Genomic DNA, 15,141 nt, shown 5'->3' with positions numbered 1-15,141 from the left:
GTGTTTACACAACCGCAAGATTAACTCGCACGCTTTTGCCACTTATCAATCACCGTGGCACCAATCAAATCGCCTTGCACATTGACCGCAGTACGGAAGGTGTCGAGTGGGCGCTCAATGATCAGCAAAATAGCAATGGCTTCCAGTGGAATACCCGCAGCCAGCAACACCAACTGCATACCCGACATCGAGCCTGACGGCATGCCCGGCGCGCCTACCGACGAAACCATCGCCATAATGAAGATCATCACAATGCCGGTCATTGACAGATCAATCCCGAACAGTTGTGCCAAGAACACTGCAGCAATGCCTTCAAATAACGCGGTGCCATCCATGTTCATCACCGCGCCTAACGGCAAGACCATGCTCGCGGTCGACGGGGTAACCTTGAGCTCGTCTTTGGCAGCCTGCATCGAGACGGGCAGTGTCGCAGCACTGGATGAGGTGGCAAACGCCATCGCCAGCGGTGCAGAAATGGCGCGAAACAGGCTCACAAAGCCAATGCCACCAGCAACGCGTGCAATAAGCGGCAACACGATCACTGCATGAACCATCGTAAGTCCAAACACCAGGGCGGCGAAACTGAATAACTGGCCAAATAGATCGTTATCCCCTTGATGGGAGAATTGGAAAACAATTGCAAACACCGCAAACGGCGCCAGCTTGATAATCCCTGCCACCATAGTGTTAATGCCTTTATTCAGCCCGCGAATGGTCTCGAATAATGGGTGCGACTCTGGCAGTGCGACAATCAGCGAAATGCCGAACAAAATGGTGAACACCACAATCGCCAAAAGGTTACCCTGAGTCACCGCGGCAAATGGATTCACCAACGCCATATTGATAAGTTTGGTGGCAATGGCTCCGGCTCCCGCAGCCTCTTGGTTGATAAAGCTAATGCTCTCATCCACAGGCGGTGCATTGGTGAGCGGTTGCCACTCGGGCATCATCAGCGCTGCGCCAAGACCAATGGTGATCGCGATGGTAGTGGTAAAACCGTAAAACAAAAGTGTTGCACCACCAAGGCGCTTAAGGCGAACCACATTGCCAATATTACTGATCCCTTCCAGTAGCGAGAGCAATACCATCACACCGACCACGGCTTTGAGTAGACCGATATAACTGACCTTGGCGAGCATAAGCAGTGGATACCAAGTGGTCTGCTCTGCGTTTTCAATGGGGCCGAATACCGTGCCCACCAGCCAAGCTAGTGCGGCCGCCACCGCAATTTGCAATGGCAAAGAATGTCTAAGGGTTTTCCACATTGTCTTTTCCCTACTGGCAGCATTGCAGCTGCATAATGATGATTTGTCTATTTTTTTGGCGCCAAGAAGCGATAAAGCATACCAAGCTGTCAGACTGGGCTCATGTAAAAATTATGAACAATCTGGAATATCTAGTAACAAAATGGTTGGTTGGAAAGTTTGGCCACACTTTTCGCTACAAAATGGGGACAGACAATGATAAAAAGCCCGCCTAAAAAGACGGGCTTGTTGATAAGCACTATTTTTGCTTATTGGGGACGCTGATTTTGCGGATTGAGCTCAAGGTTAACAGGGGTCTCTAACTCTTGGTTCAACGCTTTTTCTAACTCAGCAACATTGGTGCCTGGGGTCGCTTCCAGCAACGCCACGCCATCAAGGTAACTGACAAAGTCGAGGCCGTATTTTTGTGCGAGCTGGCTAGCGCTTGCCTCACTGACTTTGACCAAAATCGAGCCAGTGACCGTTAATGGTGTGCTTTGTGCCGATACAGCGACTTTATCGCCGACCATGACACCCATTTGCTCGCCACTCATATTACGCGCGTTGCTGTCGGTTTCGACGACCACATAATCTTTGCCATTTAGCTGTACCGTGCCTGCGCTTACACCAAGGCTGATACCCATGACGGCGAGGGCTATCATTAATTTTTTCATACTTCGTCTCCTATTAACCACGGTGACCAATGACACGCAGTGACCATTGCGTCAATTTACCATTCACGCTGTTATTCGCCATCGACTTCACCTCACCCCCTAGGCTGTATTGACGCGTCTTGCCGTCTGTATCTGTGACGTAGAGTGTCCATTGCCCTTGCGATACTTCACCATTGAACTTATGGCTGAGCATCAAGTGGTCAGTAAAGCCTTCTGGGTAGGTGCTATCTAGCGTATTCGATAGCATGCTATTGCGTGGAGACATCAATACACTCCGAGTCCCTGCGGGCGACTCTAACTCGATGAGCAGATCAGACATACGGCTGTGTTCGATCGAAGTCCGCACTTGTACCGCCTCGATAGTGAGGTTATCAGCGACTTGCACACTGTCTGCTGTCGCCACCGACCCGGCATCCGCAATCGCTAACCCGGTATCACCCTCTTGGTTGTGATATGACCACGCCCAATCGGTGAACACTTGTGCAGGAAGTGGCTGATATGTCTTCGCGGCTTCGAGTGCCGCATTAACATCAATCAAACCAAATCCATAGGTTGGGCTATACCAGCGCCCCGCGGCATTTTGCTTCCAACCTTCTAGGCCAGTCACCGTGCGCTCGCCACCAAGTGCCGTTTGATAGGTTAAAAGAACATCGGCATCGTCTGCATCCACGCGTGTCGCGGTTGTCGCCAATAAGTGGCGAATATCGCGCTGCGACAGATTTGGATAGGCTGACATCATCAACGCAAATGCCCCTGAGGTATTTGGCGCTGCAGAAGACGTACCATTCATCACACTGTTGAAATCACAGGTGTTGTCTATCTCTGTCCCACCGTGTAGATCGTGTGAATCATAAGGAATACGATCGTCGCGGTTATAGCCCATGGTACAACCGGTCAAATCTGTGGTGATATGCGCCGGTTTATCGGTCCCATACTCGCCCCCCGGCGCGGTCAAGAAGACGCTGCTGCCTACTGAGGAATAGGATGAACGCTCACCATCGGCATTCAACGCACTCACCGTCACGTTCCAGTAATTCGCATTACTGGATGATTGGTTGCTGTTTTGCCACGGTAACCCATGGTTATCGTCCGCTGGACGGAAGCGCTCACGATTAAATGAGGTACGCTTATAACCATTTCCCGCTGATTTGATGAAAACTGCGCCAAGTCCGCCAAAGGCTTCCGTGCTCATTTTTTTGTACTGGGCGTTTTGACGGCCATCATAACTCATCGGATCATCACTGTAAGGATAACTACGGATACCAGAGCCGCCATAGCTTTGGTTAAACACGCGGACATCATCCGAGTAGCCTTCGCGACCATGGCTGATTTCCCACGCATTCTGGCTTTGGTATTCGAGATAGTTATAGCCTTGCAGGTTAGCAAGCGGTGCAACCCCCATCCCACCAATACCATTATCACGAACCGCCGCGATAATCCCCGCGACCGACGTACCATGGGCAGTATTGCGACTGCTCCACCCCTCCGGTGTAGGATCATCATCACGCTCTACAAAGTCATAGGACTTTCCAGCGCGGACGTTAGCGGCCAGATCGGGATGCGCAATTTCTAACCCATCATCGACGACGGCGACGTTAACGTTTTGTCCAAGCACTTCTTGACGATGGGCTAACCATACGTTGAGGTCATTGCCAGGTTGGCCTCCTTCGCGAGCAAAGGCATTTTGACCACGGTTAAGCAAATGCCATTGTTCGGCCGTAAAGGGATCGTCACCGGGCAAGCAACGCTCTTCACTGGTACGGCTGCCATCGATGCTATTATTGCCAACCAGTGAGACACAAGCTTGTGGGTCTGGATCGGTAGGAGGATCGACAGGATCTGGCACTTGGGCCATCGCCCATACCCCTGAGGTATGAAATAGTGCGCCGATAATCAGCGCAAGAGAGCTGTGTTTGTGCATTTATCATTCCTTTTTACACTAACTAGACGTGTCTCAATTATGAGAGACCCATCATTAGTAAAAAGAAACAACCTCAATAGAAACAGGCTATTACAAGAAACGTGATCTTATGCCTAATTTTTAGAGCACAAGATCTGATTAGTTGAACAAAACCTGCAAAAATTAACCTCTTTGTTACATAGGCATGCAAGGAATGTGAAGTGGAAAACACTTATTATGTAATAAGTTATACCTTTTTGTTTTATAAGACAGCATCAATCACTGGGTCACCCCTCCGTCTTACACAATTCACTGACCACATAATTTGCAATCGCGGTATCCTGTACCCCTGTCCCTGTTAAATCGCACACGGTGATCGCCGCATCACTTCGCGCAATGGGACGCCCCGATGCCACTGTGTTTCCTAATTCTTCCACACATCGTGACAGTGCCAGCCCTTTAAGCTCACCCAGCACCTCCGACTGAGCACGTCTATCCACCAGCACCCAATCCGCATTGTGTAAAATATGAGGATCAAGCTCGCGCTTCTCTGCGCTATCCGAGCCCATTGCCGTGACATGGGCACCCTGAGGAATATCTTGCCAATGCAAAATCGGCTGTTTAGCCGGCGTCGTGGTAACAATAATATCGGCCTGTTGACAAGCCTGCGCCACATCTTGGTGGAGGAGCACTCGCACCCCCAGCTGAGCTTCAACCTCCGCTTGATACCGCTTTGCTTGTGCACTGTCTCGCGCCCAAACATGAACCGTGTCTATTTCTCTAACCAGTTTCAGCGCGACCACTTGCAACCTTGCTTGCGTGCCCGCGCCTAATACAGTGACCGTTTTGGCATTATCACGCGCGCAATACTTGGCACCTAACGCCCCCGCGAGTGCCGTGCGTACATCCGTGAGATACCCTTCATCAAACAGCACGGCGTCCACTACACCGGTAGACGCCGAGAAAACCACCATTAAACCATTGAGGCTCGGCAAACCTATCGACGGATTGTCGAAAAAGCCGGGACTGACTTTAATCGCAAACCGCTCAGCACCTTGAATGTGAGCGGTTTTCACATCAACTTCGCCGTTGTGCTCGTGAATGGCCATGCTTAACACTGGTGGCATAGTTACCTCGCCACGCCCTAAAGCACTGAACGCATTTTCAATCACGCTGAGACTGTGCCGATTAAACGTGGCGACAGATTCGATTTGCTGACGGTGATATAACTGCATACGGGCTCCTTTGACACGCATCAAGATTCAACGACGAGCTAAGGACACACCTGCTCACTTAATGCTGTGACCGCTGCTAGGGTGTCGGTTGACACATTGTTTCCACTGACCACGATCACCACTTTCTTGTCCTGCCAATCTAACTGGTGTTGACGCGCAGCGGCCAATCCCACTACCGCGGCACCTTCTACCCACCTATTTTCGCACTGCCACATATCGATCATTGCACGGGCGATATACGCTTCATCCACTTGATAATGTTGCGTCATCACTTGGGGCACCAGGGCAAAGGTATATTGGTTATTAAGGCCAATGCCTCCCCCGAGGCTATCTGCCAACGATTCAGATTCAGGCACAGCTACTGGCTTCCCCGCTATGATGCTTTCATGCATTGCGGCCCCGTCTCGAATGGAAATGCCAATCAGGTCGATATATGGGGCGATGGTACGCGCCGCTAAGCCAATTCCTCCCACCAAGCCGCCCCCCGACAAGCCCGCAGCAATCACATCAACATCTGGCGCATCTTCGAGGATCTCAAGCCCAATGGTCCCTTGGCCGGCAATAATATCGGGATGGTCAAAGGGAGGGATATAGCACAAACCATCACGCGAAACGGCCTCAAGCGCGGCTTGTTCGGCTTCATCCTGCGAGCGACCCACTACCCACACTCGCGCGCCCATTGCTTTAACAGCGTCCACTTTATTGTTAGGCACCAACGAAGAGAGACATACGGTCGCCGGGATCCCAAGCTGCTTGGCCGCATAGGCAAGTGCACGGCCATGGTTGCCTGTCGAGCAGGTGATCACACCACGCTCACGCAGCGCCTTGGGCAACCGACTCAATGCATAGGTCGCGCCTCGTAACTTAAACGCACCCGTCGGCTGACTTGTTTCGAGCTTGAGCCAGATTTGGGCATGATAACGCTGAGACAGCATCGGGGAATAAACAAGCGGTGTGCGCGCCGCCACGGCTTGTATCGCTTGGCGGGCAAGGTATACATCATGCAAGCTCGGTGACACACTCCCTCCTAGTTCGCGTTGCTTGGTCAGTTAGCGCGGAGAAATACAGCACGGCTAGTAAACAGATTAGTTGCCCAATCGCTGAGGATCCAACCCACTATTTTCGCCGTGAAATGAAACGTTACACGTACTTATCGCGTAAACTACAAGCGGATAAGGAGTACTTATGAATTGGATTGAAGCGCACGAAGCCGGCTTTAGACTCAGCCTTTTCGTTGCCGTCCTTGTGGTGATGCTTGTCGCCGAGTGGCGCTGGCCAAAACGCAAACTGACTCGGACGCGGCGAGAACGCTGGTCCGGTAATATCTTACTGACTGTATTTAATACTCTTACGCTACGTGTACTCGCCCCGGTTTCTGCGGTGGGCGCGGCCAGTCTTGCCGCCGCCTCTGGTTTTGGTATTTTTAATCAGTTTTCGCTCCCTGAATGGATCGCGGTTCTCGTCACATTAGTTGTGATGGATATGGCGATTTGGTACCAACACAAACTCTTCCACCAGATACCATGGTTGTGGCGGCTGCACCTAGTCCATCATGCCGATATGGACATTGATGTCACGACAGGCGCGCGATTCCACACGGTGGAAATTTGGCTGTCGATGGCCATTAAGTGCGTGTTAGTCGCGCTACTGGGTGCACCTGTTGTCGCCGTGATCGTGTTTGAAACGCTACTCAGCGGGATGGCAATGTTCAATCACAGTAATGTGCGCCTCCCCAAGCGTCTAGACGCTTGGCTGCGTCGCGTTATCGTCACGCCAGATATGCACCGCGTGCATCACTCCACCCGGTTTCATGAGTGTAACGCTAACTACGGCTTTAATTTATCGTGCTGGGATCGCTGGTTTAATAGCTATGTGCCACAGCCACGTAAAGGGCATCAAGGCATGCGAATTGGTCTAAACGAAGTCGGCCAAGCGACGGACGCTAGTCGTGTTTGGGGAATGCTGCGTTTACCTCTCCGTTGGCGTATACTGCAGCGCGCCTATCAGAATAAAAAGGAGCGCTGGGCGCATGAACCAGGTGATCGTCACATCCAAAAATCCCGCGAAACTATCCGCCGTTGAAGCCGCCTTTCGTGACGCTTTTCCCGATACCCTTTTCACCTTTACGGGCGTTTCCGTTGCCAGTGGTGTCGCAGAGCAACCAATGACCGCGCAAGAGACCTATGCCGGTGCCTGTAACCGCGTTCGTCACGCCAAAGCGGAGTATGACGGAGACTTTTACGTCGGAGTAGAAGCCGGCTTAGACGGCCAACATACCTTTGCTTGGATGGTGATAGATGATGGGACAACGCAAGGCGAGGCGTGCTCAGCCTCACTGCCTCTGCCGCAAGAGGCGTTAGACGCTCTCCATCAAGGCGAAGAGCTTGGCGATGTGATGGACAGAATGTTTGCCACTGAAAATGTAAAACAAAAAGGGGGAGCCATTGGCATGCTCACCGGGCATCGGCTTACACGTTCAAGCGTTTACCATCAAGCGCTAATCATGGCGCTGATTCCGTTTATGCACCCACACTTGTATCGCTAACACCAATAACAACGGCGCCCTGTGGCGCCGTTGTTTGTCTATTTAAGGCTTTGTTGATTAGGTCGATGAGGTGGACTGTTCAGCTTCACGTTTCAATAAATCAGCCAGCCAGTTTTTGGTTTCGTCATCCATCCGCTTTAACTCATTAGAGCCGCGTGTCACGGTCGCGATCCCCACGCCTAGCAATTGACTCAACTGGCGCTGACTCATTCTTCCTTCTAACAACTCATGCAAGATATTAATCCGGGCCACCAAGGTATCTCGCTCATCGGGGGTCAGTAACGCCGTCAACAAGGCATCATCATTATCATCTTGTCCAGCACGGCGCACTAGCGCGATAACATCTTGCCAACCAGAAAATGCAGGCGATTGCGACATGGGTTCCTCTCGCTCTTTACGTGATGGTCGCGATTGTAACATTAATAACGCTGTGCCAACTCGTGGGCTCGCAAAAATTGCACGGGCTCACCTAAAAGTTGGCGATAGTAAATATCGAACATCAACACGTTCTGCACATAATGGCGCGTTTCATAAAACGGGATCGACTCGATAAAGGCAATGGCATCCATGTGCCCTTTCGAACGTGCCAGCCAACGACTCACTCGATGTGGTCCGGCATTGTATGCCGCAAAAGCGAGAACGCGATTGCTATCGAAGCGATCAAGCATCATTTTCAAGTAGCCACTGCCCAAGCGAATATTCACGCCAGGATCGCTAAGACTGGCCGGCCCTTGATAATCGAACCCTAATCGACGAGAGGTTTCACGTGCCGTACGCGGCATCAATTGCATTAATCCTCTTGCACCCACGTGAGAGACCGCACGAGTGAAAAAAGCACTTTCTTGGCGTGATAGCGCCATCAATGTGGTTTTATCCACCCCGCGCTCGCGACTGAAAAATTCAAACCACCACTGATGGGCAAGCGGAAAACGCAACGACAAGTGATCCCACATTTTTCCAGCGATGGTGGCTTGTACCGCGAGATGATACCAATGCTGTTTATTGGCATAGGCGGCCAGTAGCGCAATTTGCTCATCACTGGCGCGCTGCAACACATAATACCACTCGCGCTTAGCCGCGTAGATTTTATCAAGCGCAATCAGCTCATCGACTCGCGCCAGCACATCATTGACAGGCATCAGTCCCGCCTCTTTTAACACGGCGGTACGCGAAGGGATATGAATCGGCTTTTCCAGGTGCTGAGCGGCAGCCACACTGTAAAAATTACGCTCACCCAACATGGTTTCAAACGCCTGGTTCGCCGCGTGACTGTCGCCAAGCTCTAATTGAATTCGCGCCTGCCAATATCGCCATTTTAATGACTGTTTCGCCTCATCACTGAGCAGTGAAAGCCATTGATTCAATACGTGCCAATCACCCTCCACCAGCGCCAAGCGAAACCGTCGCTCGAGCAGACCATCATCGTCGCTTTGTCTCAGCATACGATCGCGCCACGCAGCCAATGCAGGCTCATCGTCATTCATCAATTGGCCAATAAGATAATCGGCAATGGCTTGTCGTTCATCCTTATCGTAATGTTGCCCTTCTACGGTGCGGCGGAAATGACGAATGGCTTGTGCTTCGTCTTTGCGCGCCAGTCGCTCAAACGCGAGACGAGTAAGCGTTTGGTTAAAGGGGGTCACTTTGCTTCGCTTGGAAAAGTCAGCGACTTGATCAGGCTTGTCGTAAAGATCAATGATTTGCTTTCCCGTCGCTTGGTGGGTGTCGGGAAGTTGTCCTTGTAGGTAACGCATTAAACTGCGATTGCGCCCTTCAAAGGTCAGCAACATCCGCTGTAAGATTAAATCACCAGTGAGTTGCTTTTGCTCGGAGAGGTAATCAAACAAGGGGTCACATGCACTGTCGACCGATTGACCGGATAAGTACAGAGACTTGGCACCACTGCGCGCCAACGCACGGTTACCAACTTGGCTGTGAGCATAGTAATACTGACATTGATAACGCTCTCCCCTTGGCACATCGGGTTGGAAAGCGACCAAGGTTGCCCAATCTTTTCGATCTGCTAATAGTGTGAGGTAATCGGCGCGCAAACTATTAGCAAACGGCATAGTGGTGTAACGCTGAATAAAGTTCGTCACCGAGTCATGCGACTTTTCTGCAAGGTTGCGAGTAAAATCACGATAATCTAAATATGGATAAAGTGGATAATCGCGCAACTTGGCTTTGAGGCGGCGAAATTGACGTAATTCACCACGCTCAATCGCATCAATGGCCGCCTCATATTGACGCTGTGCAGGCGTCATTTGCCCACTGTCTGGACTGGCCGACGCCAGCGTGAGAGAAGGAGAAAAAGCGGCCCCTAGAACCCATAGAATAAGTACGGGTCGCAGTGAACGGGAGAAGGCACGGACACCACGACGCGCTGCGTAAGATGCATTGCGCAAAGGCCCGGACAAAGCGATGAATCGTTCCATGTTAAAGGTCGCTCCTAATCAATTAACACCGTGACGAATGTGTCACATCCAAACTGTGTGACAACGAATAGACAACAATCCCATCAGCAAATTCCCTCGCGCTGTGGCAAATGGTTTGCCGCCCATGGGCTATATTACCCAGCGAATATGACAATCACTGTTAAACTTGGCAAAGTTAACGTTAGAATAGCGTCTTTTACACCACAACAATTAGCGTGAGCAGAAATGGCTGAGTACGTATATACCATGTCGCGGGTGAGCAAGATCGTGCCACCTAAGCGCCAAATTCTTAAAGATATTTCTTTGTGTTTCTTCCCAGGCGCCAAAATTGGGGTGCTAGGCCTCAACGGGGCCGGTAAATCGAGTCTATTGCGCATCATGGCCGGTATCGATACCGAGATTGAGGGTGAAGCCCGTGTGCAACCAGGCATTAAAATTGGCTACCTCCCGCAAGAGCCTGCGCTAGACGAAGACAAAACCGTGCGTGAAACCGTTGAAGAAGCGGTCTCGGATGTGAAGGATGCATTGACGCGTCTCGACGCTGTCTATGCGGCCTATGCCGATCCTGACGCCGACTTCGACGCCTTGGCGCAAGAGCAAGGTGAGCTTGAAGCACTGATACAAGCCAAAGATGGCCATAACCTTGATAATGCGTTAGAGCGTGCGGCCGATGCCCTGCGTCTGCCCGAGTGGGATGCACAAATCAAAAACCTGTCTGGGGGCGAGCGCCGCCGTGTGGCGATTTGTCGTTTGCTACTCGAGAAGCCCGATATGCTGCTACTCGATGAGCCAACCAACCACTTGGATGCCGAATCAGTGGCATGGCTAGAGCGTTTCTTGGTCGACTATACCGGCACGGTTGTGGCGATTACGCACGATCGCTACTTCCTCGATAACGCTGCTGGTTGGATCCTTGAGCTTGACCGTGGTGAAGGCATCCCTTGGGAAGGCAACTACTCATCGTGGCTTGAGCAAAAAGATGTCCGCTTGAAGCAAGAAGCCTCACAAGAAAAAGCCCGCCAGAAAACCATTGAGAAAGAGCTTGAGTGGGTACGTCAAAACCCGAAAGGCCGTCAAGCCAAATCAAAAGCGCGTATGGCACGCTTTGAAGAGCTTAACACCTCCGATTACCAACGCCGTAACGAGACCAATGAACTATTTATCCCACCGGGCCCACGCCTTGGTGATAAAGTCATTGAAGTTAACAACCTAACCAAGTCGTTTGGTGATCGCGTCTTGATTGACGATCTGTCGTTTAGCGTTCCAAAAGGCGCTATCGTCGGTATCGTTGGCCCCAATGGTGCGGGTAAATCAACACTGTTCAAAATGCTCAGTGGTACCGAAACACCGGATGCGGGCACAGTAGAGGTTGGTGACACCGTGCAATTGGCCTCGGTGGATCAGTTCCGTGACAGTATGGACGACAACAAAACCGTTTACGATGAGATCTCGGAAGGTGCCGATATCATTCGCATCAATAACTTTGAATTGCCTGCGCGTGCTTATGTCTCTCGCTTTAACTTCAAAGGAAGCGATCAACAAAAACGTATCGGCGATTTGTCCGGCGGTGAACGCAACCGCGTCCACCTGGCTAAGCTATTGAAAGCAGGCGGAAACGTACTGCTTCTCGATGAGCCAACCAACGATCTGGACGTTGAAACCCTACGCGCCTTGGAAGAAGCTCTGCTTGAGTTCCCAGGCTGCGCGATGGTTATCTCGCACGACCGCTGGTTCCTTGACCGTATCGCCACCCACATTCTTGACTATCGTGATGAAGGCCAAGTGAACTTCTTCGAAGGTAACTTTGCCGAATACACTGATTGGTTGAAGAAAACGCTGGGCGCACAAGCGGCTGAGCCACACCGCATCAAATACAAGCGCGTTGCCAAGTAACGCCGCACCCATGAGGGCAGCCAACGCTGCCCTTTTTCTTTCGGGGCGATGTAATAGGCGCCTCACGCCCTCGCAGTCATATGGCCAACTTCCCCACTCACAAACCGCATTCCATCCGTTTAATAACGCCAAGACATCAAAAAATGTTTCAGAATCGATACGCCCACACAGATTATTAGGTCGCCCGCCATGCATCGCCTACACTTTAAGCAAAGGAATGAGGAGATGCGATCATGCCAGAGCGTAGAAAATTTTCCCGCGTGATGTATCGTGCCCCCGCGATACTCAAGCAAAATGAACAGTCGTGGCACGCACATGTACTCGACCTTTCTTTGAAAGGGGTGCTTTTGTCTCGCCCAGATAATTGGCAAGCCAACCCACAACAGACAACGTTTTCGCTGATCTTTTATCTGCATGACTCTGACGTAGAATTAGACATGGACTGCATTCTCGTCAATAACTGCGAGAATTACCTCCATCTTTATATTGATCACATTGACATTGATAGTGCCAGTCATTTAAAAAGGCTTGTTGAACTTAACGTTGGCAACGATGAGCTCCTTCATCGCGAGCTAGCGCAGTTGACCGACCCTATGACGGAGCCCGAGTCTTAGTTCCGTGTCGTCATGGGCGGTACCAAACGCAGGCCAGCAGTAACCAGTCATGACAGATCACATCCACATCGCCATCTCACACCCAAACGGTGTGAAGCATTATACGCTTTGCCCTACCCGCAAAAAGGTAGTGCAGACGTTGGCGTTGGTATTGCTGGCCGTTCTCACCGTGACCTTCGCCAGCCTCTATTTACTCTCCGAGCGTTCTACTGAAGCTGAAGCCGCGGTTAACCGTTTACGTGAAGAGCGTGCTGCATTGAATAACGAAGTGGCCATGCTGCAACAAAAACGCGATGAGCTGTCACAAACCATCGAAAACAAAGATGTCGAGCTAACCGCTCTCACCCAACGCGTTGTGACGGTAGAAGATATGTTAGGGCTACAATCGGTCGCCAAAGATGCCTCGCTGACCCATCGGCTTGATGTGGCGGCGATCAATTCTGCCGTGCGCTATACCATGCTACAGCTCATCCCCAATGGTAAACCCATCCAGAGTTATCGGCGCTCCTCCGGTTATGGCTCACGGACGCATCCGGTCACTGGCAAAGAAAAATTCCATATGGGGTTAGACTTAACCGCAGACATTGGTACGCCAGTTTATGCGCCCGCAGATGGCGTGGTGGAATATGTCAGACCCAGCCGTCGCAAAGGCTATGGCAACTTTGTAAAAATAGACCATGCCTTTGGCTTTATGACCCTCTACGCCCACCTTGATAAGTTCAACGTACGCAGTGGGCAATTCGTGAAAAAAGGGGACTTGATTGCTTGGTCAGGCAACACAGGTTTATCCACTGGCCCTCATTTGCATTACGAAGTGCGTTTTTTAGGACGGGCGCTTAACCCGCGCCGGTTTATTAAGTGGAGTGCTGAGCAGTTTGATACCTTGCTCGAAAACGAGAAGCGCGTCAGTTGGGGACATTTAGTCGCGGTGGTGGAAAACTTGGTCGAAACTCAGGTACAAGTCGCCAATATGCCAGACGCTGAGCCGCCACTGAGCACCGCGCAGCAGCGTGAGACCGATGTGCAAACCACACCGACGAAAGCCTCCATGTAATGGAGGCCATCGCGCGATGATAAAACCGAGCGTCTTTGTTCGGTTAACTGGCCGTACCATCGCCCACCACTTCGCCAATGGTACTTGCGCTCGACTACAAGTCTTCTAACACATCCAGGGCATCGGAGAGTTTGCTAACGCCATAAACCGTCATCCCTTCAATACGCTGTTTCGGCAAGTTTGCTTTGGGCACGACTGCTTTTTTAAAGCCATGTTTTGCCGCTTCCATCAGACGTTCTTGCCCACTTGGAACAGGGCGGATCTCCCCGGCTAAGCCGACTTCACCAAAGACCACCAGCTCTCTCGGCAGCGGGCGATCCCTAAAGCTCGATATCAGCGCTAACAGCAGGGCAAGATCGGCACTGGTTTCGGTGACTTTAACCCCACCAACCACATTAACAAACACATCTTGGTCAGACATTTGCAGCCCGCCGTGTTTGTGTAAAACGGCCAGAAGTAAGGCAAGACGGTTTTGCTCTAGCCCCACCGCCACCCGGCGTGGATTGGCCAATTGTGAATAGTCGACCAAGGCTTGTAACTCTACCAATAGAGGGCGAGTGCCTTCCCACACCACCATTACCGAGCTACCGGAGGTTTGCTCCTCACCACGTGAAAGGAAAATAGCGGAGGGGTTACTGACCTCTTTTAAACCCTGCCCAGTCATCGCGAACACGCCAAGTTCGTTGACCGCACCAAAGCGGTTTTTATGGCTGCGCAGCGTACGAAAACGGCTATCACTGGAGCCATCGAGCAAAATCGAACAATCAATACAGTGCTCCAGCACCTTGGGGCCAGCCAGTGTGCCATCTTTCGTCACATGCCCCACCATGAAAATCGCCACATTGTGTTGCTTGGCATAACGGGTCAAGGCTGCGGCAGATTCCCGCACCTGCGACACGCTACCGGGCGCGGATTGCACATCCGCGACATGCATCACCTGTATCGAGTCAATCACCATGATTTTCGGTTGTTCTTTTTTGGCCACCTGGCAGATGGTTTCTACGCCCGTTTCTGACAACAGCTTCAAGCGGTCTTTGGCAAGCCCCAACCGATCAGCGCGCATCGCCACTTGCTGTAATGACTCTTCCCCTGTGATGTACAAGGTCGGCAAATGGTGCGCGAGCCCCACCATGGTTTGCAACAGCAAGGTACTTTTCCCCGCGCCTGGGTTACCACCAATCAAAATAGCGGCACCAGGGACGATCCCCCCGCCGAGCACACGATCCAGCTCTTTAAAACCACTGCTCAGGCGTGGCACTTCTTGTAAATCGATATCCTGCAGGGTTTGTACTTGTCCTTCTGCGCTACCTGCATACCCGGCATACTTTTCATTGCGCGCGACCTGGGGCGATGCTGCCAGTCTTACTTCTGTAATGGTATTCCACGCGCCACAGGCTGAGCACTGCCCTTGCCAACGGGGAAAATCCGCGCCACAGTCGTTACATACGTAGGCTCGTTTTGTTTTTGCCATTCGCTCTCCAAGACGTATGATGTCAGCTAATTCACAAAATGATTGCTATCTTATTAATTATTCCGACACTTTTTCC

The 15,141-nt window shown here is 51.5% G+C and carries 13 protein-coding genes; 5 read left to right on the top strand and 8 right to left on the bottom strand.

The genetic code is table 11. The annotated features are described in order from the left end of the window. Positions 1–20: 20 nt before the first annotated feature. From EHW56_RS14790 to eutB, 5 genes are all read right to left on the bottom strand, one after another. On the bottom strand, positions 21–1,265 hold the full coding sequence (locus tag EHW56_RS14790) for a dicarboxylate/amino acid:cation symporter (RefSeq protein WP_152800056.1): 1,245 nt from the start codon (positions 1,263–1,265) through the stop codon (positions 21–23). Between the two features lie 248 nt (positions 1,266–1,513). Continuing rightward, complete coding sequence (locus EHW56_RS14785; RefSeq protein WP_046075156.1) at positions 1,514–1,918, bottom strand: hypothetical protein; 405 nt, start codon at positions 1,916–1,918, stop codon at positions 1,514–1,516. 13 nt (positions 1,919–1,931) lie between these two features. After that, positions 1,932–3,839, bottom strand: a complete 1,908-nt coding sequence (locus tag EHW56_RS14780) for a S8 family serine peptidase (RefSeq protein ID WP_216644457.1) — start codon at positions 3,837–3,839, stop codon at positions 1,932–1,934. A gap of 266 nt (positions 3,840–4,105) precedes the next feature. Continuing rightward, positions 4,106–5,053, bottom strand: coding sequence for a cyclodeaminase (locus tag EHW56_RS14775; protein ID WP_152800435.1), 948 nt, complete (start codon positions 5,051–5,053; stop codon positions 4,106–4,108). Positions 5,054–5,091: 38 nt separating this feature from the next. Beyond that, positions 5,092–6,072, bottom strand: coding sequence for a hydroxyectoine utilization dehydratase EutB (gene eutB, locus EHW56_RS14770; RefSeq protein WP_172970062.1), 981 nt, complete (start codon positions 6,070–6,072; stop codon positions 5,092–5,094). A gap of 166 nt (positions 6,073–6,238) precedes the next feature. On the opposite strand from eutB, the gene EHW56_RS14765 reads away from it, so the two are divergent. Together EHW56_RS14765 and yjjX are read left to right on the top strand one after the other, a co-directional pair. Continuing rightward, positions 6,239–7,135, top strand: a complete 897-nt coding sequence (locus EHW56_RS14765; protein ID WP_152800058.1) for a sterol desaturase family protein — start codon at positions 6,239–6,241, stop codon at positions 7,133–7,135. Continuing rightward, on the top strand, positions 7,083–7,598 hold the full coding sequence (yjjX, locus tag EHW56_RS14760) for an inosine/xanthosine triphosphatase (RefSeq protein ID WP_046075152.1): 516 nt from the start codon (positions 7,083–7,085) through the stop codon (positions 7,596–7,598). The genes EHW56_RS14765 and yjjX overlap by 53 nt, the downstream gene beginning before the upstream one ends. A 57-nt stretch (positions 7,599–7,655) precedes the next feature. On the opposite strand, the gene trpR is transcribed toward yjjX, so the two are convergent. Both trpR and sltY read right to left on the bottom strand, forming a co-directional pair. Beyond that, positions 7,656–7,976, bottom strand: a complete 321-nt coding sequence (gene trpR / locus EHW56_RS14755) for a trp operon repressor (RefSeq protein ID WP_046075150.1) — start codon at positions 7,974–7,976, stop codon at positions 7,656–7,658. 41 nt (positions 7,977–8,017) lie between these two features. Further along, positions 8,018–10,033 (bottom strand): murein transglycosylase, encoded by a 2,016-nt coding sequence (gene sltY / locus EHW56_RS14750; RefSeq protein ID WP_227486566.1) that lies wholly within the window; start codon positions 10,031–10,033, stop codon positions 8,018–8,020. 225 nt (positions 10,034–10,258) lie between these two features. On the opposite strand from sltY, the gene ettA reads away from it, so the two are divergent. The 3 genes from ettA to EHW56_RS14735 all read left to right on the top strand — a co-directional run bounded on the left by ettA (position 10,259) and on the right by EHW56_RS14735 (position 13,594). Then, the gene (gene ettA, locus EHW56_RS14745; RefSeq protein ID WP_077458796.1) at positions 10,259–11,926 is read left to right on the top strand and encodes an energy-dependent translational throttle protein EttA; all 1,668 of its coding nucleotides are present in this window, start codon (positions 10,259–10,261) and stop codon (positions 11,924–11,926) included. A 233-nt stretch (positions 11,927–12,159) separates the two neighbouring features. Further along, positions 12,160–12,540, top strand: coding sequence for a PilZ domain-containing protein (locus tag EHW56_RS14740; protein ID WP_046075147.1), 381 nt, complete (start codon positions 12,160–12,162; stop codon positions 12,538–12,540). 49 nt (positions 12,541–12,589) lie between these two features. Next, on the top strand, positions 12,590–13,594 hold the full coding sequence (locus EHW56_RS14735; RefSeq protein WP_077606451.1) for a M23 family metallopeptidase: 1,005 nt from the start codon (positions 12,590–12,592) through the stop codon (positions 13,592–13,594). Between the two features lie 94 nt (positions 13,595–13,688). Here the strand turns inward: EHW56_RS14735 and radA are convergent, their stop codons facing one another. Beyond that, positions 13,689–15,065 (bottom strand): DNA repair protein RadA, encoded by a 1,377-nt coding sequence (gene radA / locus EHW56_RS14730; protein WP_046075145.1) that lies wholly within the window; start codon positions 15,063–15,065, stop codon positions 13,689–13,691. Positions 15,066–15,141: the final 76 nt, after the last annotated feature.

It is taken from the genome of Salinivibrio sp. VGrn1 (genome assembly GCF_009377995.1).
Classification (GTDB): domain Bacteria; phylum Pseudomonadota; class Gammaproteobacteria; order Enterobacterales; family Vibrionaceae; genus Salinivibrio; species Salinivibrio siamensis.
This window is presented reverse-complemented; position numbering and strand designations above follow the sequence as displayed.

Bases quoted from the DNA above. Each gene is read 5' to 3' on its own strand.
- EHW56_RS14790 (WP_152800056.1), bottom strand. From the start codon at position 1,265: ATGTGGAAAACCCTTAGACATTCTTTGCCATTGCAAATTGCGGTGGCG.
- EHW56_RS14785 (WP_046075156.1), bottom strand. From the start codon at position 1,918: ATGAAAAAATTAATGATAGCCCTCGCCGTCATGGGTATCAGCCTTGGT.
- EHW56_RS14780 (WP_216644457.1), bottom strand. From the start codon at position 3,839: ATGCACAAACACAGCTCTCTTGCGCTGATTATCGGCGCACTATTTCAT.
- EHW56_RS14775 (WP_152800435.1), bottom strand. From the start codon at position 5,053: ATGCAGTTATATCACCGTCAGCAAATCGAATCTGTCGCCACGTTTAAT.
- EHW56_RS14765 (WP_152800058.1), top strand. From the start codon at position 6,239: ATGAATTGGATTGAAGCGCACGAAGCCGGCTTTAGACTCAGCCTTTTC.
- yjjX (WP_046075152.1), top strand. From the start codon at position 7,083: ATGAACCAGGTGATCGTCACATCCAAAAATCCCGCGAAACTATCCGCC.
- trpR (WP_046075150.1), bottom strand. From the start codon at position 7,976: ATGTCGCAATCGCCTGCATTTTCTGGTTGGCAAGATGTTATCGCGCTA.
- sltY (WP_227486566.1), bottom strand. From the start codon at position 10,033: ATGGAACGATTCATCGCTTTGTCCGGGCCTTTGCGCAATGCATCTTAC.
- ettA (WP_077458796.1), top strand. From the start codon at position 10,259: ATGGCTGAGTACGTATATACCATGTCGCGGGTGAGCAAGATCGTGCCA.
- EHW56_RS14740 (WP_046075147.1), top strand. From the start codon at position 12,160: ATGCCAGAGCGTAGAAAATTTTCCCGCGTGATGTATCGTGCCCCCGCG.
- EHW56_RS14735 (WP_077606451.1), top strand. From the start codon at position 12,590: ATGACAGATCACATCCACATCGCCATCTCACACCCAAACGGTGTGAAG.
- radA (WP_046075145.1), bottom strand. From the start codon at position 15,065: ATGGCAAAAACAAAACGAGCCTACGTATGTAACGACTGTGGCGCGGAT.